Source organism: Azospirillum sp. (assembly GCF_050789165.1).
The window spans coordinates 63,144-88,520 of the sequence record NZ_JBOZRT010000032.1 but is presented as its reverse complement, the minus strand read 5'-3'; the positions used below and the strand labels follow the sequence as shown (position 1 = coordinate 88,520).

The 25,377-nt window shown below is 70.0% G+C and carries 26 protein-coding genes; 14 read left to right on the top strand and 12 right to left on the bottom strand.

What is annotated here, in order from left to right; genetic code table 11:
* Positions 1–180 precede the first annotated feature (180 nt).
* A complete protein-coding gene (locus tag ACRWK7_RS06635) occupies positions 181–654 on the bottom strand; it encodes a hypothetical protein (RefSeq protein ID WP_431855416.1) in 474 nt (157 codons plus the stop codon).
* Positions 655–751: 97 nt separating this feature from the next.
* On the opposite strand from ACRWK7_RS06635, the gene ACRWK7_RS06630 reads away from it, so the two are divergent.
* From ACRWK7_RS06630 to ACRWK7_RS06570, 13 genes are all read left to right on the top strand, one after another.
* Positions 752–2,500 (top strand): sensor histidine kinase, encoded by a 1,749-nt coding sequence (locus ACRWK7_RS06630; RefSeq protein WP_431855415.1) that lies wholly within the window; start codon positions 752–754, stop codon positions 2,498–2,500.
* Positions 2,497–3,129 (top strand): response regulator transcription factor, encoded by a 633-nt coding sequence (locus ACRWK7_RS06625; RefSeq protein ID WP_431855414.1) that lies wholly within the window; start codon positions 2,497–2,499, stop codon positions 3,127–3,129. The genes ACRWK7_RS06630 and ACRWK7_RS06625 overlap by 4 nt, the downstream gene beginning before the upstream one ends.
* A gap of 288 nt (positions 3,130–3,417) precedes the next feature.
* On the top strand, positions 3,418–4,830 hold the full coding sequence (gene soxC, locus ACRWK7_RS06620) for a sulfite dehydrogenase (RefSeq protein WP_431855413.1): 1,413 nt from the start codon (positions 3,418–3,420) through the stop codon (positions 4,828–4,830).
* Complete coding sequence (locus tag ACRWK7_RS06615) at positions 4,814–5,842, top strand: c-type cytochrome (RefSeq protein ID WP_431855412.1); 1,029 nt, start codon at positions 4,814–4,816, stop codon at positions 5,840–5,842. Before soxC ends, ACRWK7_RS06615 begins: the two co-directional genes overlap by 17 nt.
* Positions 5,843–5,860: 18 nt before the next feature.
* Complete coding sequence (gene soxY, locus ACRWK7_RS06610; protein ID WP_431855411.1) at positions 5,861–6,319, top strand: thiosulfate oxidation carrier protein SoxY; 459 nt, start codon at positions 5,861–5,863, stop codon at positions 6,317–6,319.
* A gap of 24 nt (positions 6,320–6,343) precedes the next feature.
* Entirely contained in the window at positions 6,344–6,655 is a 312-nt protein-coding gene (gene soxZ, locus ACRWK7_RS06605) for a thiosulfate oxidation carrier complex protein SoxZ (protein WP_431855410.1), read from the top strand.
* Positions 6,656–6,754: 99 nt separating this feature from the next.
* Positions 6,755–7,567, top strand: a complete 813-nt coding sequence (gene soxA / locus ACRWK7_RS06600; protein WP_431855409.1) for a sulfur oxidation c-type cytochrome SoxA — start codon at positions 6,755–6,757, stop codon at positions 7,565–7,567.
* A gap of 10 nt (positions 7,568–7,577) precedes the next feature.
* Entirely contained in the window at positions 7,578–8,216 is a 639-nt protein-coding gene (gene soxX, locus ACRWK7_RS06595; protein ID WP_431855408.1) for a sulfur oxidation c-type cytochrome SoxX, read from the top strand.
* A gap of 18 nt (positions 8,217–8,234) precedes the next feature.
* On the top strand, positions 8,235–9,956 hold the full coding sequence (gene soxB, locus ACRWK7_RS06590) for a thiosulfohydrolase SoxB (protein ID WP_431855407.1): 1,722 nt from the start codon (positions 8,235–8,237) through the stop codon (positions 9,954–9,956).
* A gap of 144 nt (positions 9,957–10,100) precedes the next feature.
* Positions 10,101–10,517, top strand: a complete 417-nt coding sequence (locus ACRWK7_RS06585; RefSeq protein ID WP_431855406.1) for a DsrE family protein — start codon at positions 10,101–10,103, stop codon at positions 10,515–10,517.
* A gap of 30 nt (positions 10,518–10,547) precedes the next feature.
* Positions 10,548–11,630, top strand: coding sequence for a YeeE/YedE family protein (locus ACRWK7_RS06580; protein ID WP_431855405.1), 1,083 nt, complete (start codon positions 10,548–10,550; stop codon positions 11,628–11,630).
* The gene (locus ACRWK7_RS06575; RefSeq protein WP_431855404.1) at positions 11,627–12,643 is read left to right on the top strand and encodes an MBL fold metallo-hydrolase; all 1,017 of its coding nucleotides are present in this window, start codon (positions 11,627–11,629) and stop codon (positions 12,641–12,643) included. The genes ACRWK7_RS06580 and ACRWK7_RS06575 overlap by 4 nt, the downstream gene beginning before the upstream one ends.
* Positions 12,644–12,707: 64 nt before the next feature.
* The gene (locus ACRWK7_RS06570) at positions 12,708–12,866 is read left to right on the top strand and encodes a hypothetical protein (RefSeq protein ID WP_431855403.1); all 159 of its coding nucleotides are present in this window, start codon (positions 12,708–12,710) and stop codon (positions 12,864–12,866) included.
* 11 nt (positions 12,867–12,877) lie between these two features.
* Here ACRWK7_RS06570 and ACRWK7_RS06565 read toward each other — a convergent pair whose 3' ends face one another.
* From ACRWK7_RS06565 to ACRWK7_RS06555, 3 genes are all read right to left on the bottom strand, one after another.
* Positions 12,878–13,288: a bacteriohemerythrin gene (locus ACRWK7_RS06565; RefSeq protein WP_431855402.1), complete on the bottom strand. Its 411-nt coding sequence runs from the start codon at positions 13,286–13,288 to the stop codon at positions 12,878–12,880.
* 112 nt (positions 13,289–13,400) lie between these two features.
* A complete protein-coding gene (locus ACRWK7_RS06560) occupies positions 13,401–14,411 on the bottom strand; it encodes a hypothetical protein (RefSeq protein WP_431855401.1) in 1,011 nt (336 codons plus the stop codon).
* 53 nt (positions 14,412–14,464) lie between these two features.
* Positions 14,465–15,268 carry a cyclic nucleotide-binding domain-containing protein gene (locus ACRWK7_RS06555; RefSeq protein ID WP_431855400.1) on the bottom strand — a complete coding sequence of 268 codons (804 nt, stop codon included), beginning with the start codon at positions 15,266–15,268 and terminating at the stop codon, positions 14,465–14,467.
* Between the two features lie 295 nt (positions 15,269–15,563).
* Between ACRWK7_RS06555 and ACRWK7_RS06550 the strand changes: the two genes are divergently transcribed.
* Positions 15,564–17,276, top strand: a complete 1,713-nt coding sequence (locus ACRWK7_RS06550) for a ShlB/FhaC/HecB family hemolysin secretion/activation protein (RefSeq protein WP_431855399.1) — start codon at positions 15,564–15,566, stop codon at positions 17,274–17,276.
* 139 nt (positions 17,277–17,415) lie between these two features.
* On the opposite strand, the gene ACRWK7_RS06545 is transcribed toward ACRWK7_RS06550, so the two are convergent.
* From ACRWK7_RS06545 to ACRWK7_RS06510, 8 genes are all read right to left on the bottom strand, one after another.
* Positions 17,416–18,054 carry a TetR/AcrR family transcriptional regulator gene (locus ACRWK7_RS06545; RefSeq protein WP_431855397.1) on the bottom strand — a complete coding sequence of 213 codons (639 nt, stop codon included), beginning with the start codon at positions 18,052–18,054 and terminating at the stop codon, positions 17,416–17,418.
* A 124-nt stretch (positions 18,055–18,178) separates the two neighbouring features.
* Positions 18,179–18,994, bottom strand: a complete 816-nt coding sequence (locus ACRWK7_RS06540) for an alpha/beta fold hydrolase (RefSeq protein WP_431855396.1) — start codon at positions 18,992–18,994, stop codon at positions 18,179–18,181.
* Positions 18,995–19,032: 38 nt separating this feature from the next.
* Entirely contained in the window at positions 19,033–19,740 is a 708-nt protein-coding gene (locus ACRWK7_RS06535) for an SDR family NAD(P)-dependent oxidoreductase (RefSeq protein WP_431855395.1), read from the bottom strand.
* Between the two features lie 32 nt (positions 19,741–19,772).
* The gene (locus ACRWK7_RS06530; RefSeq protein WP_431855394.1) at positions 19,773–21,065 is read right to left on the bottom strand and encodes a TRAP transporter large permease; all 1,293 of its coding nucleotides are present in this window, start codon (positions 21,063–21,065) and stop codon (positions 19,773–19,775) included.
* Positions 21,062–21,583: a TRAP transporter small permease gene (locus tag ACRWK7_RS06525; protein WP_431855393.1), complete on the bottom strand. Its 522-nt coding sequence runs from the start codon at positions 21,581–21,583 to the stop codon at positions 21,062–21,064. Before ACRWK7_RS06525 ends, ACRWK7_RS06530 begins: the two co-directional genes overlap by 4 nt.
* Before the next feature lie 6 nt (positions 21,584–21,589).
* Complete coding sequence (locus ACRWK7_RS06520) at positions 21,590–22,447, bottom strand: amidohydrolase family protein (protein ID WP_431855392.1); 858 nt, start codon at positions 22,445–22,447, stop codon at positions 21,590–21,592.
* A gap of 22 nt (positions 22,448–22,469) precedes the next feature.
* Positions 22,470–24,155 (bottom strand): N-acyl-D-amino-acid deacylase family protein, encoded by a 1,686-nt coding sequence (locus ACRWK7_RS06515; RefSeq protein ID WP_431855391.1) that lies wholly within the window; start codon positions 24,153–24,155, stop codon positions 22,470–22,472.
* 44 nt (positions 24,156–24,199) lie between these two features.
* A complete protein-coding gene (locus ACRWK7_RS06510) occupies positions 24,200–25,228 on the bottom strand; it encodes a TRAP transporter substrate-binding protein (RefSeq protein ID WP_431855390.1) in 1,029 nt (342 codons plus the stop codon).
* Positions 25,229–25,377: the final 149 nt, after the last annotated feature.

The following is a 25,377-nucleotide window of genomic DNA, read 5'->3' as shown; positions in this document are numbered from 1 at the left end:
CCGCGCCGCAACGTCGAACATCTCGGACAGCATTGCGGTTCGCGCTGCTGGCGTCGATCGTCAACCGTTCCGGCTGGGGTGAGGGCTTATATGGGATCGTCGGATCGGCTGTAAAGAGCTTTTTTCAGCCCCTGCGGCTTGCATCCGTTGGGCTGCGCGTTGAGCGTTGAGATGGACCAATCACGTCTTGATCAGCGGCTCCTTAGCCCCAGGCGCCGCCGGCTGCTGCGGCAGCGTCGGCCCAAAGCGCTCCAACGCGCCCTTCAGCGCGTCCAGTCCGGCGCCAACCTTGTCACGGGCGGCGTTCATCGCGTCGGTCAGCGCAACGCACAGCGCCTCGCGCCGCGCCGGATCGTTGCGCGACGCCTCCACCTCGCGGCCCAGATCGGCGGCCGTATCGTCACCGGGCTGCGCCGGCACCGTCTTCGGGTCGATGCCGAGCAGCGGCAGCAGCAAGTCCCGCCCCTTCTGGCGGGCGACGTCCGCGGCCCGGCTGCCCAGCTTCTCCGCCGCCGCGACGCCGGCGTCCCAGGTGTTCAGCGCCAGAGCCACCGACGGGGCACAGGCGGGCAACGGGTCCGCCGCATGGACCGGCGGCGCAGCCAGCAGGACGGCGGCGACAACGAAGGCGGACAGGCGGACGGCGGACGGCATGACGGCTCCTCGATCGGACGGCCCCGTGCATGTGGGAGCGTCGCCGCGGCCGTTCCAGAGGGGCGTTCCGCCGCAAACCGCGCTATCCTTCCCCGCGATGCTGCGCCGGCTCCTCGCCCTCCTCCTCGTCCTCCCTACCCTCGCCGTCGCCGAGCCGGTGGAGGTCCGCGTCGGCGTGCTGGCCTACCAAGGGTCCGAGCGCGCGGCGCGCGACTGGGAGCCGACGCTGGCGCACCTCGCGCGCGCCATCCCGGAACACCGCTTTACCATGGTGCCGCTCGACCTGCCGGGGATGGTGCTGGCCGTGGCCGACCGCGGCATCGACTTCGTCATCACCAACCCCGGCAACTACGTGACGCTGGAGGCGCGCTTCGCCGTCACCCGCATCGCCACGCTGGAGTCGGAGTCCATCGGCTCGCCGCTCGCCGCACTGGGCTCGGTGGTGATCCGCCGACCAGAGCGAACGGAGATCACCACACTGGCCGACCTCAAGGGCCGCACGCTGGCGGTGGTGTCGACCGACGCCTTCGGCGGCTTCCAGATCGCCTGGCGCGAGATGGAGGAGGCCGGTGTGCGCCCCTTCAAGGACCTGCGCGAGCTGCGCGTCGTCGGCTTCCCCATGGAGGGCGTGGTGGCGGCGGTGCGCGACCGGCAGGTCGATGCCGGCGTGGTGCGCACCTGCCTGCTGGAGGAGCTGGCCGCCCAGGGGCGCGTCGCCCTGGACGAGTTCGTCGTGCTGAACGGGCACCGCGCGCCGGAGCTGCCATGCAGCACGTCGTCGCGGCTCTACCCCGACTGGCCGTTCGCCCGGCTGGCGCACACGTCGCGCGACCTGGCGCGGCGGGTCGCCGCGGCGCTGCTGACCATGCCGGCGGTCGAGGGCAAGACGTGGACGGCCTCGCTCGACTACACCAGCGTGCACGAGCTGTTCCGCACGCTGCACATCGGCCCCTACCCGCGCACCCCGCCGACGCTGGAGGAGCTGGTCAACGAATATTGGCACTGGCTGGTGGCGATCGGCGCGGCGGTGCTGTGGTGGGTGGTGCACGCCGCCCGCGTCGAGGCGCTGGTGCGCCGCCGCACGGCCGAGCTGGAGCGCGAGATCGCCGAGCGCGAACGGGCCGAGGCCGCGGCGCTCCGCCTGCGCGAAGAGCGCGACCAGCTCTCCCGCCTGGGCGTCGTCGGCGAGATGGCCAGCAACATCGCGCACGAGCTGAACCAGCCGCTCGCCTCGATCAGCAACTACGCGCACGGCATGGGTCGCATCCTGGACTCTGGATCCCCCAACCTCGACCTGCTGCGCGCCGGCGCGCGCTCGGTGGCGGAGCAGGCGGAGCGCGCGGCGGCGATCATCCAGCGCACCCGCGGCTTCGTCCGGCGCCGCGACGCGCAGCGCTCGACCCTCGACGTCAACGCCGTGGTGGCGGAGACGCTGTCGCTGTTCGGCTCCCCCTCCGTGCCGATCCGCAGCGAGCCGGGCGACGGGCTGCCCCCCGTACAGGCCGACAAGGTGGAGCTGCAGCAGGTGCTGCTGAACCTTTTGCAGAACGCGGTGGAGGCCACGCCGGCCAGCGGCGGCGAGATCATCGTGCGCACGGCCTCCATCGAAGGTATGATCCTGGTGGAGGTGCGCGACGCCGGTCCCGGCGTCCCCGACGGTGCGGCGGCGCGGATGTTCGATCCCTTCTACACCACGAAGCCGGACGGTCTGGGCCTGGGCCTGTCGATCTGCCGCACCATCGTCGAGCGGCACGGCGGGCGCATCTGGGCCGAGCCGGCGGACGGCGGCTTCGCCGTGCGCTTCACGCTGCCGCCGGCGGACGATGTGGAGGAGGCTGCGGCATGAGCGACGACACCCCGCTGGTCCTGGTGGTGGACGACGACGAGGCGATGCGCACGTCGGTGGGCTACCTGCTCGCCTCCGTCGGCATCGCCTGCGAGACCTACCCGTCGGCCGAGGCGCTGCTGGAGTCCCCCTACCTGCGCCCGCCGCTGCGGCCGGGCTGCATCCTGCTCGACGTGCGCATGCCGGGCATGAGCGGCATCGAGCTGCTGCGCTTCCTGAAGGAGCGCGGCTGCAAGCGCCCGGTGGTGATGGTCACCGGCCACGGCGACGTGCCGCTGGCAGTCGCCGCCATGAAGGCCGGCGCCGAGGACTTCATCGAGAAGCCCTACAAGGACCAGACGCTGCTCGACGCCGTCAACGCGGCGATCCGCAAGTGCCGGCAGGTGCTGGTGCGCAGCGCCGGCCGCGATGCCGTGCAGGCCCGCCTCGCCCAGCTCAGCCGGCGCGAGCGCGAGGTGCTGACGCTGGTGCTCGACGGCAAGCAGAACAAGGAGATCGCCGCGGCGCTCGCCATCTCCATCAAGACCGTCGAGGGCCACCGCCAGATGGCCATGGAGAAGATGCGCGCCCGGTCCGTCGCCGAACTCGCCCGCATGATGCTGGCGCCGGGGGAGACGGGCGAGGTGTGATATCAAAGGCGCCTGATGGAAGCCATCAGGCGCCTTTGATCCAAACCGGCAGCTCAATGCGCAGCTCTCGCCCTTTGCCTGAGGCAAAGGGCTGCCGCCAGCGCTTTCGGAACGAAAGCGCGAGAGGCATTGAGCGGGAGGGCCATACGGACGAAGCCTTCGGGCGCCGTCCGTATGGGCAAGGGTTTACCCTGGGTCGGCCGCGGGTTCCACCCGATGGCGGGTGTAGTTTCTTCCCCGTATCATTCATCCCAATGAAAATCCCGGCAACGGCCGGATGGGAATGGGATGGAAATGACCAGGGTGCGGCCAGCGGGCGCGGAATCCGCCCGAACCGATGCGTTCGACAACAGCGTGGCGTCCGGCCGCCTCCGGCGGGCGCCCGAGAACTTCCTGAGCCGCGAGGAGATCACGCAAGTCAGCCAGGGCCGGCGCGACTTCCTGCGCTCCAGCTTCCTGGCCGCCGGCGCCGCGCTGGCCGGCGCGGCCGCGTCGGCTCCCCAGGCGCTGGCGCAGAATGCCGGCGACGACGCCATCCTCACCCCGCAGCCCTGGGCCACCACGCTGGGCCAGCCGGTGGCCTCCAATCCCTACGGCCAGCCCTCCAGGTTCGAGCGGGCGCTGGCCCGCCGCCAGAGCCCCGGCCTCACCCAGACCACCGCCGCCTCGGTCTCCTTCTGCCCGCTGCAGGGCCTGTTCGGCATCATCACCCCCTCGGGCCTGCACTTCGAGCGCCACCACCAGGGCTGGTACGACGTCGATCCCGCCAAGCACCGCTTCATGGTCAACGGCGCCCGCCCGGAGTTCGTCAAGACCCCCAAGGTCTACACGCTGGATGACCTGATGCGCCTGCCGCCGGTCTCGCGCATGCACTTCATCGAGTGCGGCGCCAACACCGGCATGGAGTGGGGCAACGTCGCCGTGCCCACCGTGCAGTACACCCACGGCATGCTCTCCTGCTCCGAGTTCACCGGCGTGCCGCTGCGCACGCTCCTGGAGGACTGCGGCGCCGACCTCTCCAAGGCCAGGTTCGTTCTCGCCGAGGGCGGCGACGGCTCAGCCATGACCCGCACCATCCCCATCGAGCCGGTGCTCTCCGGCGAGGTGCTGGTCGCCTACGGGCAGAACGGCGAGATGCTGCGCCCCGAGAACGGCTACCCGCTGCGCCTCGTCGTACCCGGCGTGCAGGGCGTCTCCTGGGTCAAGTGGCTGCGCCGCATCGAGGTCGGCGACCGCCCCTACGCTACGAAGGACGAGGCCGTCCACTACATCGACCTGATGCCCGACGGTCAGCACCGCCAGTACACCTCGATCCAGGAGTGCAAGTCGGTCATCACCACGCCGTCCGGCGGCCAGACGCTGCTCGACAAGGGCTATCACACCATCTCCGGTCTGGCGTGGTCGGGCCGGGGCAAGGTCAAGCGGGTGGACGTCTCGATGGACGGAGGCCTGACCTGGGTCGAAGCAACCTTGCAGACGCCGGTGCTGTCCAAGTGCCTGACGCGCTTCACCGCGCCCTGGGTGTGGGACGGCCGGCCGGCCATCCTGCAGAGCCGCGCCACCGACGAGACCGGCTTCGTGCAGCCGACCTACGGCCAACTGCGCGCCGCACGCGGCACGCGCTCGATCTACCACAACAACGCCATCCAGTCCTGGAAGGTCACCGAGAGCGGGGAGGTGAGCAATGTCCAAATTCTCTAAGCTCCTCGCGCTTGCGCTTCTGGCCAGCGCGCCGGCACTGGCGGCCGAACCGTTCCCTGGGGTGGGGCGTCCGGCGACGCCGGCCGAGGTCAAGGCCTGGGACATCGACGTCGGCCCCGACTTCGCCGGGCTGCCGAAGGGCTCGGGCTCGGTCGAGCGCGGGATGGGCGTGTGGGAGGACAAGTGCGCCTCCTGCCACGGCACCTTCGCCGAGAGCAACAGCGTGTTCACCCCGCTGGTCGGCGGCACCACCGTCGAGGACGTGAAGACCGGGCACGTGGCGAACCTCAAGCGCCCCGACTTCCCGCAGCGCACCACGTTCATGAAGGTAGCGACGGTGTCGACGCTGTTCGACTACATCCGCCGCGCCATGCCCTGGAACGCGCCGAAGTCGCTAAGCGACGACGAGGTCTACGCGGTGCTGGCCTACCTGCTGAACCTCGCCGAGGTGGTGCCGGACGATTTCGTGCTGGATGACCAGAGCATCCGCGCGGTGCAGGAGCGCCTGCCGAACCGCAACGGCATGACCACCGCGCACGCGCTGTGGCCCGGCGTGGGACTGGGCACCGAGAGGAACAGGCCGGACACCGCCAACACCGGCTGCATGGCGGACTGCAAGAAAGCTGTGGAGCAGGTCTCGGCGCTGCCCGACTACGCGTGGAACGCGCACGGCAATCTGGCGCAGCAGAACCGCCGGATCGGCGGCGTGCGCGGCAAGCAGACCGGGCCGGAGGAGGCTGAGACCGAGGCGGGCGCGCCGGCGCTGAGGCTGGCGGAGCGGCAGGGCTGCCTGTCGTGCCACGGAGTGAGCAGCCGGATCGTGGGGCCAAGCTACGCCGAGGTGGCGGCGAAGTACCGCGGGCGGGACAGCGCGGCGGCGCTGGTGGAGAAGGTGAAGGCCGGCGGCGAGGGGGTGTGGGGCTCGGTGGCGATGCCCGCGCAGCCGGAGCTGAAGGACGAGGAGGCGAAGGCGCTGGTCGAGTGGATCCTCGCCGGAGCGCCGGAAAAGTAATCCAAGGAGGAACGGGTGATGCTGGAGAAGACGGTCGGGCGCCGGGACGCGCTCGCATTCCTGGGGGCGCTGACGGCGGCGGGCTTCGTGCTGCCGCGGGCGGCGTTCGCCAACTGGGACAAGGCGGCGTTCGACGCCAAGACCATGGACGACGCGCTGAAGGCGCTGGGGGCGGGGACGCCGGCGAACAGCGCCGAGGTGCAGATCATCGCCTCGGACATCGCGGAGAACGGGGCGGTGGTGCCGGTGCAGGCGGTGAGCAAGCTGCCCAACACCGAACGCATCGCGATCCTGGTGGAGAAGAACCCGAACATGCTGGCGGCGAGCTTCGAACTGGGCGCCGACACCGTTCCGGACGTCACGGCGCGGCTCAAGATGGGCCAGACGTCGAACGTGGTCGTGGTGGTGAAGGCCGACGGCAAGTTCTACCAGGCGTCCAAGGAGATCAAGGTGACGCTGGGCGGCTGCGGCGGCTGAGCGGATCGGGAGAGGAGCACGAGCATGGGCAATCCGATGAAGATCCGGGCCGCGTCGAAGGACGGGGTGACGGAGGTCAAGGTCCTGATGAACCACGAGATGGAGACCGGCCAGCGCAAGGACGCGAGCGGCGCGGTGATCCCGGCGTGGTTCATCAACGAGGTGACGGCGAAGCTGGACGGCAAGACGGTGCTGAGCGCGCAGTGGGGCCCCTCGATCTCGAAGAACCCGTACCTGGCGTTCAAGGTGAAGGGCGGCAAGGCCGGCGACAAGGTCACCGTCACCTGGGTCGACAACAAGGGCGACACCCGCACCGACGAAGCCACCGTGACGTAGGGGCGTTTGCCCCTCCCCACCCCTCCCCCGCTGGCGCGGGAGAGGGCCTAGGGAGGGGGCAGACCACGCAATCAAAACAAAAAGCATCCGGGAGGAGATATGGACCGCAGACGCGTGGGGGTGGCGGCGTTCCTTGCCCTGGCCGTGGCCGGGGCGACGACCGCGTATGCCCAGAAGGACAAGGCGCTGGAAAGCATCGATGCCTACCGCGAGGCCCTGCAGGACGGCAACCCCGCCGAACTCTACGAGGCCACCGGCGAGGAGCTGTGGAAGACCCCCGCCGGACCGAAGAACGCCTCTCTGGAAAAGTGCGACCTCGGCCTCGGCGCCGGCGTGGTGCAGGGCGCCTACGCGCAGCTGCCGCGCTATTTCGCCGACACCGACCGGGTGCAGGACCTGGAATCGCGCCTGCTGACCTGCATGGAGACCCTGCAGGGCAAGGACCCCAAGCCGTACATCCAGGCCTCCTTCAAGGACCCGCCGAAGGAGGAGATGAACGCGCTGTCCGCCTACGTCTCCGGCCTGTCGAAGGGCACGCCGATCAACGTCAAGCCGACGCATCCCAAGGAGCTGGCGATGGTCGAGCTGGGCCGGCGGATGTTCTTCTTCGAGGGCGGGCCGTACGACTTCTCCTGCGCCACCTGCCACGGGCAGGAGGGCACGCGCATCCGCATGCAGGAGCTGCCCTACATCCCCTCGGCCAAGGGGGCGGCCAGCGGCTGGACGAGCTGGCCGGCGTACCGCGTCAGCTCGGGCGAGATGTGGTCGATGCAGTGGCGCATCAACGACTGCTTCCGCCAGCAGCGTTTCCCGGAGCCGGTCTACGTCTCCGACGCCACCATCGCGTTGTCCCTGTACATGGCGGCCACCGCCTCGGGGGCGACCATGAAGACCCCCGGAATCAAGCGCTGAGGAGGCCGTCATGAAACACTTCGTGGTCCTCGCCGCCCTGCTGCTGAGCGGCCCGGCGCTGGCGCAGTCCGCGGGCAAACCCGCGGCCTGGGGCCCCGGCGCCGACGACGCGGCGTTCGCCGCCATGCTCAAGACCAGCTTCAAGGACAAGGGCATCGCCACGCTCGACCGCCTGAAGCAGGACGAGACGCAGGCCTTCTGCTCCGACCCCGGCGCCGCCTCAAGCCCGGCCGCCGCCGCGCAGCGTGAGCGGATCGAGGCCGCCAATCTCGCCACCGTCAAGTGGCCGTCGGACGGCAAATACCTCGGCGACTGGAAGGAGGGCGAGAAGCTCGCGCAGAGCGGCCGCGGCCTGACCTGGACCGACAAGGCGGACCAGCCGAACGGCGCCAACTGCTACAACTGCCACCAGATCACGCCGCAGGAGATCTCGCACGGCACCATCGGGCCGAGCCTGCTCGGCTACGGCAAGGTCCGCGGCACGTCGGAAGACGTGCTGAAGGCGACCTGGGCGAAGATCTGGAACGCCAAGGCGACGAACGCCTGCTCGCTGATGCCGCGCTCCGGCCACATGGGCATCCTCGGCGAGGCGCAGGTCAGGCACCTGATGGCCCTGCTGCTCGATCCCCAGTCACCGGTCAACAAATAAGACGGAAAGCGTTTCCCCATGAACCGTCGCGACTTCCTGCACGTCCTGACCACGGCCGCCGCCACCGGCATGGTGCTGCCCTCCTCCTTCGCCCGCGCGCAGCAGGCGGCGGCCGAGTTCTACGACGCGACGCCGTTCGGCAACGTCTCGCTGCTGCACATCACGGACTGCCACGCCCAGCTGAAGCCGATCCACTTCCGCGAGCCGAGCGTCAACCTCGGCATCGGCGCCATGGCGGGGCGGGCGCCGCACCTCGTGGGGGCCAAGTTCCTCGATCACTTCGCAGTCAAGGCCGGGACGCGCGAGGCGCACGCCTACACCTGCGTCGACTTCGAGCGTTGGGCGCCGGTGTACGGCAAGGTCGGCGGCTTCGCCCACCTCGCCACGCTGGTCAAGCGGGTGCGCGCCAACCGACCGGGCGCGCTGCTGCTCGACGGCGGCGACACCTGGCAGGGCTCGGGCACCGCGCTGTGGACAAAGGGGCAGGACATGGTGGACGCCGCCAAGCTCCTGGGCGTCGACATCATGACCCTGCACTGGGAGTGCACCTACGGCCAGGAGCGCGTGCAGGAGATCGCCGAGAAGGACTTCGCCGGTTCGGTCGAGATCGTCGCGCAGAACATCCGGACCGCCGACTTCGGCGACGCGGTGTTCAAGCCCTTCACGCTGCGCGAGGTCAACGGCGTGAAGGTGGCGGTGGTCGGGCAGGCGTTCCCCTACACCCCCATCGCCAACCCGCGCTACATGGTCGCCGACTGGACCTTCGGCATCCGCGAGGAGGAGATGCAGGCGACGGTGGACGACGCCCGCGCGGCCGGCGCCGCGGTGGTCGTCGTGCTGTCGCACAACGGCATGGACGTCGATCTGAAGATGGCGTCGCGCGTGCGCGGCATCGACGCCATCCTCGGCGGGCACACGCACGACGGCATGCCGGCCCCGACCATCGTGCCGAACCCGGGCGGCAAGACGCTGGTCACCAACGCCGGCTCCAACGGCAAATTCCTCGGCGTGCTGGATCTGGAGGTCAAGGACGGCAAGGTCGCCGGCTTCCGCTACACGCTGATGCCGGTGTTCGCCAACCTGCTGCCGGCCGACCCGGAGATGGACGCGCTGATCACCAAAGTGCGGGCGCCGTTCGAGGCGAAGCTCAATGAGACTCTGGCGGTCAGCGAGGGGCTGCTGTACCGGCGCGGCAACTTCAACGGCAGCTTCGACCAACTGATCCTCGACGCGCTGATGGCCGAGAAGGACGCGGAGATCGCCTTCTCCCCCGGCTTCCGCTGGGGCACGACGATCCTGCCGGGGCAGGCCATCACCATGGAGAACCTGCTGGACCAGACCGCCATCACCTATCCCAGCGTGACGCTCACCCGCATGAGTGGGGAGATGATCAAGACGGTGCTGGAGGACGTCTGCGACAACCTGTTCAACCCCGACCCCTACTACCAGCAGGGCGGCGACATGGTGCGCGTCGGCGGGCTGTCCTACACCTGCGACCCCGCGGCGCCGGCCGGTCGGCGCATCCAGGACATGACGCTGCGCGGCCAGCCCGTCGAGGCGTCGAAGACCTACACGGTGGCCGGCTGGGCGCCGGTGTCGGAAGAGGCGCGCGACGCCGGCGGCGAACCGGTGTGGGACTTGGTCGCCCGGCACCTGCGCGCGAAGAAGACGGTGGCGCCGCCGGCACTGAACCTGCCGAAGCTCAAAGGCGTGGACGGCAATCCCGGCGTCACCGCCTGACCGTCCCTTCCGTCATCCCCGCGAAAGCGGGGATCCGGGGAGAGCCGCGGTAGCGGCGGCATGAGGCATGAGGCTCGCGGACGCGAGCACGGGATTCCCGCCATCGTGGCGATGGCGAAGAAAGACGAGGGAGGAGGGACGGAGATGCTGAAGGCAATGACCGTCGCGGCGGCGCTGGTGTTCACGGCGGTTCCGGCGCTGGCGCAGGACAATGTGGTGTACCACATCGACGACGCGGCCGTGCAGGGCACCAAGGCGCTGCGCAACATCCGCAATCATCTGGACGTGGCGCCGGAGACGAAGATCCGCGTGGTCACCCACGCCGACGGCGTCGACCTGCTGCTGGAAGGCCAGAAGGACGCCAAGAACAACATCGAGTACGCGCCGCTGATCTCCGACCTGAAGACCCGCGGCGTGGCCTTCGAGGTGTGCGAAATCACAATAAAGCGCCGCAACCTGGACAAGGACAAGTTCATCATGGAGGCGGAGTTCACCCCCTCCGGCGTCGCCCGCATCGGCCAGCTGCAGGCGCGCGAGCACTACGCGTACATCAAGCCGTAGCGCGGGGGCACCAGTCAGGAAGGTGTGCCGATGACGTTCGACGGCCTCATGGAACTCCTCGGCGAGGAGGGGTTCACCGCGCTCGGCGGGCTGGTGATCGGCGCGGCGTTCGGGGTGCTGGCGCAGCGCTCGCGCTTCTGCCTGCGCGCGTCCACGCTGGAGGTGGCGCACGGCCGGCTCGGCGGGCGGCTGGCGGTGTGGCTGCTCGCCTTCTCCACGGCGCTGATCGCCACCCAGGGGCTGATCCTGCTGGGCTGGTTCGACACCGGCAACGTGCGTCAGCTCAACAACCCCGGAAGCCTGTCCGGCGCCGTCATCGGCGGCCTGATGTTCGGCTGCGGCATGACGCTGACCCGCGCCTGCGCCAGCCGCATGCTGGTGCTGTCGGCCAACGGCAACCTGCGCGCGCTGCTCTCCGGCCTCGTCTTCGCGGTGGCGGCGCAGGCGTCGACGCGCGGGCTGCTGGCACCGGTGCGCACGGCCGTGAACGACCTGTGGACCATCGGAAGCGCCCAGCGCGACCTGCTGGCGCTGGCCGGCATCGGGCACGGCGGGGCGCTGCTGTTCGCCCTCGGCTGGCTGGCGGCCGGCGCGGTGCTGGTGCGGCGCAACCGCGTCTCGGCCTGGGCCTCGCTCGGTGCCATGGGTGTCGGGCTGACCGTCGCGGCCGCGTGGTGGTTCACGTGGCGCGCCGCCGCCTCGGCGTTCGAGCCGGTGAACGTGCACTCCCTGAGCTTCACCGCCCCCTCGGCCGACTTCCTGATGCTGGTGCTGTCGCCGCCAGGATCGCGCTGGGGCTTCGACACCGGGCTGATCCCCGGCGTGTTCCTCGGCTCCTTCCTCGCCGGCTTGGCCGGCGGCGACCTGAAGCTGGAAGGGTTCAAGGACGGCTCCTCGATGACCCGCTACATCACCGGAGGCTGCCTGATGGGCTTCGGCAGCGTGTTGGCGGGCGGCTGCGCCGTCGGGGCCGGCGTGTCGGGGGCCTCGATCTTCGTGCTGACGGCGTGGCTGGTGCTGTGGTCGATGTGGATCGGCGCGGTGCTGACCGATGTCCTGGTGGATCGCCCATCGCGAGGCACCACGCTCACCCTGCAGGAGGTTCCCCGATGATCCGCCGCCGTTTTCTCACCGGCACCGCCTTCGCCGCCGCGGCCGTGCCGGCGGCGCGGCTGGTCGATTGGAGCGCCCTGAGCGCGCTCGCCGCCGAGCTGGAGGCCTTCGTCAAGGGCCCGCCGGTCAAGGACCAGCCGGTGACGCGGATCAGCCCGCACGTGTACGTGATCCAGTCCCCGGACGGCTTCCCGACGCCAGAGAACCAGGGGATGATGGCCAACATCACCTTCGTGGTGGGCGCCGGGGGCGTGATCGTCGTCGATTCCGGCGCGTCGCTGCAGATCGGCGAGATGGCGATCCGCCAGCTGCGCACGGTCACCGACAAGCCGGTGGTCGGCATCGTCAACACGCACTACCACGGCGACCACTGGCTGGGGAACCATGCCTTCGTGGACGCCTATGGCATGGATCTACCGCGCTACGCCCTGCCCCACACCCGCGAGGCGATCCAGGGCGTGCACGGCAGCTTCTGGCTGACCTCGATGATCAAGTGGACGGCGCAGGCGTCGGCGGGCACGAAGATCGTCCCGCCGAACCGGGACGTGGCGCATGGCGACACGCTGTCGCTGGGCGACGTGACGCTGCGCCTGCACCATTACGGCCGCGCCCACACGCCGTCCGACGTCGCGGTGGAGGTGGTGGAGGATGGCGTCATGTGCGTCGGCGACATCCTGATGGACCGCCGCATCGCCAACATGGACGATGGCTCCTACACCGGCACCTTCCAGACCATGGATGCGCTGGCGGCCAACAGCGCCACGAAGATCTGGCTGCCGGCGCACGGCACGCCGGGGCCGGAGGTGATCGTCTGGCAGCGCGCGCTGTTCGAGGGCATCTACGAGCCCTGCGTCGCCGCCGTGAAGGCCGGCCAGCCCGTGGAGGAGGCCAAGGCCGCCGTGCTGCGCGACCCGCGCGTCGCGTCGCGCGCCGCCGAGACCAAGGGCTGGGACAGCAACATCGGAAAGTATATAAGCCTCGCCTACCTTGAGGCGGAACAATCGGATTTTTAGCACGTCCGCCGTGCATACCATGTTATGCTGACGACAGCCGGCGACGCTGGGTCGGAGGCATGGCATGGACGTGCGTGTGGAGACGGACCCCGTTCGCCCGATCACCGACCTGATGCGCGAGCGCGACCAGGAACTGGAACGGATGATCGCCCGCGACCGGCGTCTGTTGGCCGCGGTCCTTGCGGGGTTGTGCGTGGCCGGCCTGACTCTCTGGCTCGCCTGACCTGCGGCGGCTCAGGCGCATCGCTCCGCCGGGGTGGCGCCGGTCAGCCAGTCGCCGAACGCCTTGTCTTCCCTCATGATGTGGTTGACCAGCCACGCCTTCAGAAAGGCGCTGAGGAAGCGGTACAGCTCGACCTCGTCGGCGTCGCGGATCAGCAGGTCATGGATTCGCCGCGCCGCCGAGTCATGCGCCGCGGCATGCGCGGCGGCACCGGGATAGCCGGCGGCGACCATGCGCTCCTCCTCGTCCACGAAGTGATGCTCGGCGTAGGTCACCAGATCGGACAGCAGCACGCGCAGCTCGTTGCGATTCGCCCCCGGCTCGCCGGACACCGCGCGTAAGCGGTCGAGCATGCCGACGAAGACGCGATGCTGCGCGTCGATCTCCGGAATGCCGATGGAAAGCGCGTCCGACCATTCCATGACGGGAAGCCTTGCTGCGTGAATCTGCGGCGCACGCTCCACAGGCAGCAGGGTTCCGGCATTGACCGGCATCAATTCGTGGCAAAGTTGGTCGTACCAGTTGAGGCACAGACTACTCCCAGGGCCCCAGCGTCCGCAGCACTACGTCGTCGGCCATCGGCTGCAGGCCGCTCACCAGCAACACCGCGTAGAGGTCGAGCGCCTCGTTGGCGGCCTTGACGAGGTCGTCGCGCTCCTCCGACTCCCAGAGGCGGACGGCAAGGTACTCCACCGCCATGCCGACGCCGGTGGCAACCACCCCCACCACCGGGGCAGCCAACAGCGGCGCGCCCTCCAGCAGCGCCACCGGCAAGCTGGCCATCAGCGCCGGCTCGGCGGCAAGGCCGGTGCCGCGCCGGGCCGCCTGCCGGCCGGCCATCACCAACGCCTCGCGCCCGCCCAGCCAGCCGACCTCGCCGGAGGGGTCGGGAATCGGCACCTGCGGGCGCAGCGGGTCGGGAGTCGGCAGGCCGAGCGCGTCGGCCTCCGACACCGCCGCCATCACGGAGCCGGAGCCGGCCGACAGCCCACGCTCCGCCGCCATGCGGTCGAGGGCGGCGGCGCGCTCGACCGTCAGCGCGGCGCGGCGTGCAATGGTGTCGGCGGCGACGGCGTCCATGGCGGCGGACAGGCGGGTGCGCAACGCATCGGGGTTCAGCACCAGGGCGCGGAAGCGCTCAGCCGTCACCGCGCCGACGGACTCCGCCGGGCTGGTGCCGGTGAAGGCCCCGGCGAGGGCCGAGAAGGTCAGGCGGTAGGTGGTGAAGAAGGAGAAGCGCCACGCGAGGAAGGCCGGGATGTCTGCTCGCATGGCGGCGACCGCCTCGGCCACCGTGGCCTTCACCCGGGCGGTGGCGGCGTCGCGGGCGCTGCGGGCGGCCTCGGCGCGGGTGGTGCGGCTGGCGGCGAGGAAGGCCTCCCAGTCCGCCGCCTCCAGCGTCACCGGTCGCGACGGCGCGGCGCCCGGCGCGCTGCGCACGATGGCGACGCGCTCGCCCGGCGCGCCGACGGCCACCACCACCGACCCCAGCAACGCGACGACCACGCCCGCCACCAGCCAGCCCGCACCCGTGATCCGCCGCACCGTTACCATCCCGTCAACCGTCTTGCCCGCCAGGATAGCCGATGCGGCATGGCTTACGGTAGCGTCTCGGCCAGCGGCTCCGGCGGTGTTTCGGCGCGGTTCAGACGGGCGCTGAGCGTCAGGTAGAGCGGGTTGGACAGCATCTCCACGTAGATCCGCGTCAGCGAGCGCAGGATCGGCGGCATGGCCGAGATGGCGTGCTTGAAGTCCTCGCGGCGAATCACTTCGCAGGTGGTCTGGCCGACGGCGACGGCGGTCGCCACCCGCGGCTGGGAGCGCAGCAGCGCCAGTTCGCCGAAGATTCGGCCGGGGCCGAGCACCGCCAGCTCCGCGCCGTCGCGGCGGATCGACACCTGCCCGAACTGGATCAGGTAGGCCACCGTGGCGGAATCGTCCTGGCGGAAGAAGACGTGCCCGTCGGAATAGCCGCGGCGGTCGAGCACCCGGTCGAACGTGCGGCGTGAGCGCACCGGCCCGTCCTTCGGATCGCGCTCCTCCACCCACAGGCCGTGGGCGCGGCGGATGGCGGTGATCAGGCTGGACAGCAGATAGGAGGCGAGCGGCGGCCCGGCCGCGATGTGCCGGCGGACCATCGCCCCGGTCAGTTCCAGCGCGTTGACGTCGCTGAGCGCCGTCACCGTGGCGCTGCGCACACCGGAGTCGATCAGCGCCATCTCGCCCACCAGGGCGCCGGGGCCGAGGACGGCCAAGCGCTTGGTGCCGGCCGGGGTCTCCAGCGCCACTTCCACCTCGCCCGATTCGAGGATCCAGCCGCAGTCGCCGGTGTCGCCCTGCCGGACCAGCACAGTGCCGGCCGGGAAATGGCGATGATCGACGGACTTGGCGTGCGCCGTCACGGGAGTCTCCTAATAGTCAACCCCACCACCTTAGGACGCAGGACTACTGAACACAACGAGTCTAAACAAACCGCCCGACAAAGACGTGGTCACCGCGCATTTCTTGGAAGTACGCGTGTTGTGTCCGCCCACGAATTCCCGCATAAGACGCATTGCCAGATGGTCTTGCGGCTGCTTTGCCACACCGGCTCCATGTCTGGTGGTGCGGCGCGGAAATCCGGGGCCGCTCGTTGCGCGAAGGCGGGTGGCTGCTCTAAGACTCGGGCCAGAGGTTGCGAGCGGGAACGACGAGATCATGCCTTTGCGGTCCACGGCCGCCACTCCGGGTCGATTCGCTTGGTGGCTGCCGGTCCTGCTGTGGGCTGCGGCGCTGCCCGCGCCCATCTCCGCCTCGGCCCAGAGCCTGCCCGGCCCCATCGACCCGAACCGGCTGGAGCAGCGCTTCGACCAGCCCCCCACCCCGCAGTCGGTGCCCGAACCCGAGCTGCCGGCGCCCGAGCAGGCGCCGCCGCCCAAGGACGCCGAGGGCATCCGCTTCACCCTGTCGTCCATCGAGCTGGACGGCGCCACCGTCTACACCACCGACGAGCTGCGACCGCTGTGGGAAGGGCTGTTGAACCGCACGGTGACGCTGGCCGAGGTGTACGGCGTGCGCGACGCCATCACCGCGAAGTACCGCAACGACGGCTACGTGCTCTCGCAGGCGGTGGTGCCGGCGCAGCGCATCCGCGGCGGCGTGGTGCGGCTGCAGGTGATCGAGGGCTACATCAACGAGGTGACGGTCCAGGGCGACTTCGCCGACCACGCCGGCATCCTCCAGGGCATGGCAGCGAAGATCAAGGCCTCGCGCCCGCTGCGCATGGACGACATGGAGCGCTACGTCCTGCTCGCCGACGACCTGCCGGGCGTCACCGTGCGCACTGTGCTGGAGCCGGCGGAGGGCGTGCCCGGCGCCTCCAACCTGACCTTCAACCTGGAGCGCAAGGCCATTTCCGGCTCACTGTCGCTGGACAACCGCGGCACACGGTCGGTGGGCGTGCTGCAGCTGTCGGGCAGCGTCACGGCCGACGACCAGCTCGGCCGCTTCGACCGCACCACAGGGACGGGCAGCATCGCGCAGCAGATCCGCGAGCTGCGCTTCCTCGACGTCACGCACACTGAAGTGCTCGACAGCGAGGGCACCACCGCCCAGCTCGGCCTGCGCCGCAGCTGGGCCGAGCCCGGCGACAACGTGCGCGCGCTGGAGATCGACAGTTTGACCTCGTCGCTGCGGCTGGCGGTGGCGCACCCGTTCCTGCGCAGCCGGTCGGAGACGCTGCGCGGCGAACTGGCCTTCACCGTGCGCAACAGCCGCACCAACATCCTGCAACGCCGTCAGAGCGAGGACCGCCTGCGCGTGCTGTCCGGCACGCTGTCCTACGACATCGCGGATTCCTGGGACGGCAGCAACCTGGTGCAGGCGACGCTCGCCCAAGGCCTCAACGTGCTGGAGGCGACGCGGCGCGGCACGGTGGCGGCGCGTTCGCGCGCCGGGGGCCGCAGCGACTTCACCAAGTTCGGCCTCGTCGTGCAGCGCGACCAGAAGCTCAGCGAGGAGTTCGCCCTGGTGCTGGCCGGCGAGGGTCAGTACGCCGGGCACGAGCTGCTGTCGTCGGAGGAGTTCGGCGTCGGCGGCAAGTCCTACGGCCGCGCCTTCGACGCCTCGGAGATCACCGGTGACAGCGGCTTCGCCACCCGCGCCGAGTTCCAGTACGTGGTCCCGCCCTGGCAGGAGTGGCTGACCTACGCACAGCTCTACGTCTTTTCGGATTATGGCAGCGTGTGGAATCGCGAATCCGGCAGCCGGCATGGCCGGCAGTCGCTGGCCTCGGCAGGGACGGGCGTGCGGTTCGGGCTGCTGGAGCGGCTGGACGCGACCGTGGAGGTCGCCAAGCCGTTCATGCGCAACCCCTTCACCACCCAGGACCGCGGGGTGCGGGCGTTCTTCTCGCTGGGCACGCGGTTCTAACGGCGGTTCGCATCGGTCAGAAGCAACGGAGCGGCCAGGGGCTTCACCCGGGCAAGAGCGGCGGACACCGATCCTGTCTGCAGCGGCGACGGCCGCTTGGCTTCGGGAGCGTTTGGCTGGGAAGGGCGACCTGACGATCTTAGGGCATCGACGATGCGGACGTACCTTTCCTGGCGATGCCACTCGACACCAGCTGCATGTAGACGCGCACCGCCTCCTCCGGCAGCTCGATGCCGCGCTCCGCCGTCATGTAGCGCAGGGCGAGATAGCCGCGCGCGGCGATGAGGATGTAGGCGAGGGCCTCCAGCGCTTCGTCGTTGAGGTCGGCGATCTCGCCGGTGGCACGAGCCTTGCGCAGGAAACGCAGGTAACCGTCGGTGATGTTGCGGAAATGCTGGCGGTGCGCCTTGGGGGCGAAGATCTCCGCATCGTTCAGAATGCGCAGGAAATAGGGCATGCGCTTGAGGAAGCCGAAGAAGGCGCGGAACGAGCGCTCCTCCCGCTCCAAGAAGCTGCCGGCGCCGCTCACCTGCTGGCGGATGTGGACGAGCATCTTCGCGCCGAGCACCGGCAGCAGCTCGTCGAAGATATCCTGCCGTGAGGCGAAGTAGTTGTAGAAGGTGCCGTGCGCCAGATTGGCGCGCTGGGTGATCCGGCTGATCGACGCGTCGATGTAGCCGTACTCGCCGACGATCTCGGCGGCCGCCTGGAACAGGGCGTCGCGGGCCTCCTCGGACCGCTGGACACGCGTCTTCTTGGTGGCGTTCACCCGTCTCATGGAACCCTTTCGCGCCTGCGGAGCTCGGCTGTGCCGCCGGGCATGCGGGAACGCTTTTACCTCAGTCCGCGGAACAGGGGAACTCGCCGATAGGGATGCCCGCCGGCGGGTCGTCCCCCTTCCATCAGCCCGCCCCGAACCGACGATCGAGAAAGCGCCGCAACGCCGCCCCGCATTCCCGGCCGTGGGACAGCGGAAGGCCATGCCGGGAGTGTGCGAAGACCTGGAGCTCGGAGTCCGGCAGGCGGGCGTGCAGGTCGCACATGACGGACGGCGGGATGAACGGGCTGGCGTCCGGGCTGAGCAGCAGCACCGGCATCCGGATGCCCCCGACCCCCGGCGTCAGGTCGGTCTCCAGCAGCAGGTTGGCGAGCCCCAGGGTGACATGGGCGGAGCAGGTCGCGTGCTCCCGCTCGAACCACCGGAACTTCTCCTCCGACAGCGCGCCGGGGAAGAAGCGCCGCGCCATCATCTCGTTCGCCCAGGCTTCCTGGCCGTCGTCGGCGATGCGGCGGTCCCACTGCCCACGGACGTTCTGCACGGCGCTTCCCTGGTGCGCGCCGTTGCTGACCGTCAGGCTGAGCAGCCGGTCCGGGTGGCGGATCGCCAGCGCGATGGCGACCGTCCCGCCGATGGACTCGCCCACGCAATGGAAGCGTTCGGCGCCCGCGGCCGCGGCGACCGCCAGGGCGTCGGCGACCAAGCCGTCCATGGACCACGCGAACCCCGGGTCCGGGACCGCCGAGCGGCCGAAGCCGCGGGTGTCGAACCGGACGATGCGGTAGCGGTCGGCAAGCTGCGGCAGCCACTCGCTCCAGATGCCGCTGGTGGTGCTGACGCCGTGGTGGAACAGGATGGTCTGCGGGGACTCGACCCACGGCGCCGTGATGTCGATGACGTCGTAGGAGAGGCGGCCGTCGGGAGAGTCGAGGTACGGCATCGTGTCAAACCTCCGTGATTGGGGGTCGCCCGGCGGCGTCAGGCCCGGCCGTAGACCGGCACCACCGCGCCGTGGGTCAGGCGGTTCTCCGGCGAGGCAAGGAACAGGATGGTGCTGGCGACCTCGTCGGTCTTGGGCCAGCGCGCGTGGTCGGCGTCCGGCATGTCGCGCCGGTTGGCCGGCGTGTCGAGGATCGACGGGGCGATGGCGTTGACCAGGATGCCCGCGCCGGCCACCTCGGCGGCCAGGCTCTGCGTCAGCCCGACCACCGCCGCCTTCGAGGTGGCGTAGGCCACCATCCCGCCGGCGGTGCGCGGTTCGAGCGCCGGACGGGCGGCGACGTTGACGATGCGCCCGCCCTCCGGCCCGCCGTCGGCGCGCAGGCGCCGGACCGCCTCCCGGCAGCACAGGAAGCAGGTGGTGAGATTGAGGTCGAGCATCCGCGTGAAGGCACCCTGGTCGGTCTCGGTGACCGGCGCCATGGCGAAGCCCCCGGCCAGGTGGATCGACGCGAACAGCGCCGGAACCCTCCGGTAGAACGCCATCACCGCCTCCTCCTCGGTCAGGTCGACGGCCGCCACGTGGAGCCGCACATGCCCGGCGTGGGGAAACCCCGCCAGCTCGGCCGAATCGTTGCAGGGAACGTGGCAGACCGCGCCCGCTTCCAGAAGCCGGCCGACGACCGCGGTTCCCAGCCCGCCGGTTCCGCCGGTCACCACGACGTGCCGTCCGTTCAGTCCATGCATGATTTCCTCCGGTGCGGTGTTCGGGTCCATGGTCAGAACATGAGCGAGGGAAGCCACAGGGCGATCCCCGGGAAAGCGATCAGAAGGGCGATGCCGGCGAGCAGCAGGAGCACGAAGGGCAAGGCCCCGCGCGTCACCTCGCCCAGCGAGATCCGCACCGGGTCGAGCGCCTGGATGGTGTAGAGGTTCATGCCCACCGGCGGCGTGATCAGCCCGATCTCCAGCAGGATCACCAGGATGATGCCGAACCAAACCGGGTCGTAGTCGAGCCCGGTGATGACCGGGTAGACCACCGACAGCGTCAGCACCATCATCGAGATGGAGTCGATGAACATGCCGAGGATCAGATAGATCGCGACGATGACGCCGAGGATCGCCAGGCGCGGGTAAGGCAGGCCGGTGATCCAGTCCGAGATCTCGTAGTTGACGCCCCAGCTGAAGATGGCGAAGGAGAAGATCTGCGCGCCGATGATGACCAGCAGCAGCATCGCCGTGAAGCGGACGGTGGCGACCACGGAGTCCCGGACGACCGGCCAGGTCAGCTGCCCTTGCAGCAGCGCCAGCCCGGCGGCGGCGACCACGCCGAGCGCCGCGACCTCGGTCGTCGTCGCCCAGCCGAAATAGATGCCGCAGAGGATGATCGCGATGATGAAGAACAGCGGCAGCATGGCGCCCAGCGAGCGCAGCAGGGCGGCGGCGTCGGGCCGCCCGCCCAGCCGCGGGGCGGCCTCCGGGCGGCGCCACGCCACGATCCACAGATAGCCGCTGAAGATCAGCGCCATCATGATCCCGGGAATGATCGCCGCCACGACGAGCCGGCCGAGCGACACCTCGACCAGCGCCGCGTAGATGATCAGCGGGATGCTGGGCGGGATGAGGATGCCCAGCGTGCCGCCGGCCGCCAGCGACCCCAGCGTGAGCCGGCGGTCGTAGCGCAGCCGTTCGAGGTTGGGGATGGCTGCCTTGCCGATGGTGGCCGCCGTCGCCACGCTGGAGCCGCTGACCGCCGAGAACAGCGAGCAGGCGGCGATGTTGGCGTGCAGCAGGCCGCCGGGGATCGGGCGCAGCCACAGCGACACGGCGTCGTAGAACCGGTTGGCGAAGTTGGCGCGCTCGATCAGTTCACCCATCAGGATGAACAGCGGGATGCTGATGAGCACATAGTTCTCGGCGGTGTTCCACACCGCGTGCCCGGCGCCGCGCAGCAGGTTCGGGTCGAGCAGGGCAATCCACAGGAGGCCGCTGCCCCCCAGGGTCACCGCGATCGGCACGCCGATCACGAGCGGCAGCAGCACCGTCAACCCCATGAGGAGGAGCGTGGTCATGGCTTGGGCCCGACGGCTGAGACGGGAAGGGAATGTGGCGGCGCGGGATCCGGGGCCTTCGCGTGCCGGAAGACGAAGGCGGCGTGGCGCAGCCACAGCAGCGCGAGGCCGAGCATCATGCCGAGCTGCGGGATGGCGATCGGCGTGCGCAGGATGCCCTGCGAGCGCAGGTCGTCGGCGAGGCTGGTCATCGTCAGTTCACCGCAGATGTAGACCAGGGCGCTGACGTAGAGCAGCGCCGCCGCGTCGCCGACCCGCTCGAACCCGCGCTGGACCGCCGGCGGAAAGCGGCTGACGAAGAAGTCGGCGGCGATGTGCTGCCGGGTCCGGGAGACCGTGGCCAAGCTGAAGAAGATGAGCCACGCCATGAGGAAGCCGCTCATCTCCCCGGCGACGTGGAAGGCGACGTTGAGCGGCCGCAGCCCGATGTCGAGAATGGTCAGAATGGTGAGCAGGCCGCAGGACAGGGCGCCGATCACCAGCGCCGCCGTCTCAAGCCTGTGCAGGGCACGTTCCATGGGCGGTCACGTCCGGAAATACAGCGCGGTCGGGTTGTCGACGAGCACGCGGCGGCGGGTCGCCTCGTCCCCGGTCCAGTCGGCCAGGGCGTCGAGCAGCGCGCCGTCGTCGGGCGGCGCCTCGCCGTAGGCGACGTGCGGCCAGTCGCTGCCCCACAGCGCCCGCTCCGGGTTGGCGGCGATCAGGCGCCGCGCGCGCTCCGCCGACGGCGGGAACAGGGCGTTGGACAGCTTCACCCACGCGCGGCCGCCGGCCAGCAGGTCGAGCAGGATGCGGAAACCCTCCTCGTCCACGCCGCTGTCGGGTTCGACGTGCGCCATGTGGTCGAAGACGACGTCGACCGGCAGGCGCCGCAGCCGTTCGGCGAGATCGGGCAGCCGCCGGGCGTCGAGGTAGAGTTGCACGTGCCAGCCCAGCGGCTGGATGCGGGCGGCGACCCGCTCGATGGCGTCGAGGCTGAGCCCGCCCGTCGCCACCATCTGCAGGCGCACCCCGCGCGCGCCGCGGTCGTGCATCGCCTGCAACTCGTCGTCGGCGGTGTCGGGATCGACCACGACCACCGCCCGCGCCCGCCCTTCCATCCGGGCGACGGAGTCCAGCGTGCAGGCGTTGTCCTTGCCGAAGAAGCTCGGCTGGACGATCACCATACGGTCGATGCCCACCGTGCGCGCCGTCGCGAGATAGTCGTCGAGGGTCGATTCCGGGGGCGTGAAGGTGCGCGTCTCGCGCAGAGGGTACGTCGCGTACGGCCCGACGATGTGCATGTGGCAGTCGCAGGTGCCCGGGATGGGCGGGGTGCGCGGCGGGCGCACGTCGCGGCGGAAGCCATCGGGGTTGGTGCGCAGGGCGGGGGTGCCGGACATGGCTCGCTCTCCTCGCCGGGGGTCAGTGGAAGCGGTCGAGCACGTGGCCCGGCCCCTTGGGAAGCTCCAGGCAGCGGCCGTCGCCGTAGACCCGCACGCCGTTGACCCACTGTCCATGGAGGCCCTTCGGCTCGCGGATGGTGCGGGTGGCACCGGCGGGCAGGTCGCTGACGCGCAACGGCTTCGAGATGCCGACGGTCTGCGGGTCGAAGAGCAGCAGGTCGGCCCAGGCGCCCGGCGCGATGCGCCCGCGGTCGGGGATGCCGTAGAGGTCGGCGGGATGGCTCGTCAGGCGGCGGATCCCCTCCGCCAGGTCGAAGTCGCCCCGCTCGCGCACCCAATGGGCCAGGAAATGCAGGCCGTAGCCGGCATCGCACATGAAGGACAGGTGCGCGCCGGCGTCCGACAGCGCGATCACGCCGGACTGGTGTCGAAGGATGGGCGCCACCCCCTCGTCGTCGGCGTTGAGCAGCTTGCCGACGAAGACGGTCCGCAGATCCTCCTCCAGGCTGAGGTCGAAGAAGGCGTCCACCGGATCGCCGCCGCGGCGGCGCGCGACCTCGGCGACGGAAAGGTTCTCGAATTCCGCCAGGGCCGGGGTGGCGGCGACGGCGACGCTGACCCGCTCCCAGTTGCCGTGGAACAGCACGCCGGGCTGCGGCGCGCGCAGGTTCTGCCGGAAGGCCTCGCGGAACGCCGGGTCGGCGAAGATCCGCCGCTTCTCCGCGCCGTCCACCTGACGCACGCGGTCGAAGGCGGCGTGGCTGAAGAACGGGTAGGCGTTGTCGGCGGTGAAATCCAGGGACAGCGGCTGGCACGTCACCTGGGCGTGGACCGAGCGCCCGCGGTTGCGCGCGCCGGCGATGCGGTCGAGGATGGTGAGAGCCGTCTGCGGCTCGGCCTCGTTGAACATGGTCAGCGCGGCGCTCATGATCACCGGGCGGGAAGTGTCGGCGCTGAGCGATTCCAGGAGGTCGACCGTCGCGCGCGCGCCCGTCGCCATCTGGAAGACGCCGCGTCCCTCCTCCCCCAGGACGCCGACGATGGCGCGCAGTTCCTCCTCGGTGGAGAGCGTGGAGGGCATCGGCACGCCGCCGTAGCCGCTGTGATTCGGCGAGAAGGAGGAGGCAAAGCCCATGGCGCCGGCCCGCAAGGCCTCGCGCACCGTCTCGCGCATGGCGTGCAGCTCGTCGGCCGTCGGCTGCTCGCGCACCGACGCGGCGTCGCCCATCACGGTGGTGCGCACGGTGGAATGGCCGATCAGCACGGCGGTGTTCAGGTACGGCGATTGCCGCCGCAGGAAGTCCATGTATTCGGGGAAGGTCGTGAACTCCCAGCGGATGCCGGCGCGCAACGCGTCGAGGTCCATGCCCTCGACCACCGACAGGTTGCGCATCAGCGTCTCGTTGGCCGGCGGCGGGCAGGGCACGATGCCGAACCCGCAGTTCCCCATGACGACCGTCGTCACCCCCAGCGACGAGGAAGGGGACAGCGTCGGGTCCCAGGTGACCTGGGCGTCGTAGTGCGTGTGGACATCGACGAAGCCGGGGCTGAGGCACAGCCCGTCGGCGTCCACCACCTCGGCCGCCTCGCGCCCCGGCGCGCCCAGCGCGGCGATGCGCCCGTCCTTGACGCCGACGTCGGTCCGCACCGGTTCCGCCCCCTGGCCATCGACGACCGTGGCCCCACGGATCACCAGATCAAACATCCCTCTCTCCCACTGGAAGTTCGTGATCGCCGTGTGTCCGGCGCTTATTTCCCGGCGATGGCGCTGGTGATTTCCGCCAGGATCTTCTCGGACTCGCCGCCGGCCCGCTTGCTCCAGGACGGCCACACGCCGGTGGAAGCGACCTCCCGGAAGCGGGCGTAATCTTCCGGGGACGCTTCGGTGATGGCGAAGCCGGCCGTCTTCAGATCGGCCTGCTTGGCCGCGTCGCTTTGCGGCATGAAGGCCTGCAGGGCGTCGGTCGTCGTCTTCATCTCCTCGACGACGATGGCCTGCAGGTCGGCCGGCAGCTTGTCCAGCGCCTTGCGGCTCACCAGGATGGTGGTCGAGGTGAACATGAGGTTGGTGATGTAGCCGGAGCGGAGCACCTCGTTCCACTTCGAGCCGCGGATGTTGCCGGAGCCCGTAATGACCCCGTCGAGCACGTTGCGCTGCAGGGCGGTGTAGACCTCCGTCGTCGACAGGTTGACCGGCGAGGACCCGACGTGCGCCATCAGGTCGGCCAGCTCGGGGCTGTAGACGCGGACCTTCTGGTTGTGGAACTCCTTGACCTCCTTGACCGGCTTGACGAACCAGAAGTTCATCGGCTCGAAATAGTACCGGCCCAGCAGCTGCGCCCCGTGGTCCGCCAGGACGCGCTTCATGGCGGCGTCCACCGACGGGCTCGCCCAGGCGCGGTTGACGGCCGCCTGCCCATCCGCCGAACTCGTCCGGGCGGGAAGCAGGAACGGCAGTTCCGGCGCCGCCAGCACCGGATAAGTGCCGGCGCTGTAGGAGGGCAGCCACTCCGTCATCTCCGCCAGACCGTCGCGCATGACAGTGAGCGCGTCGGTGACCTTGTAGGGGGTCTCCGCGTAATAGGAATAGCGGACGGACAGGCGCCCGCCGCTGCGCTGCTCGATCTTCTTCAGGCCCTCCATCAGGCGCTTCGGGTAGTCGTGCGTCGTCGGCAGCGCGCCATACAGGCGCCACCGGTATTCGGCGGCGTCGGCACGCGCGGCGCCGAGCGTGAACACCGCGGCGGTCGCGGCGCACAGAAGCATGATCCGCTTCATGGTGGTTCCCTTCCCTCCGGTTTTTCCGACGCGGGCCTCGCCCAAATCTTCGGGGCCGCGCTCGTATTTATGACTTACGACTCACCATTCATGACCAAGGCACGGCGCTACCCGGCACGCTCGTCAACCGCAATCGGCTCGACGAGGCC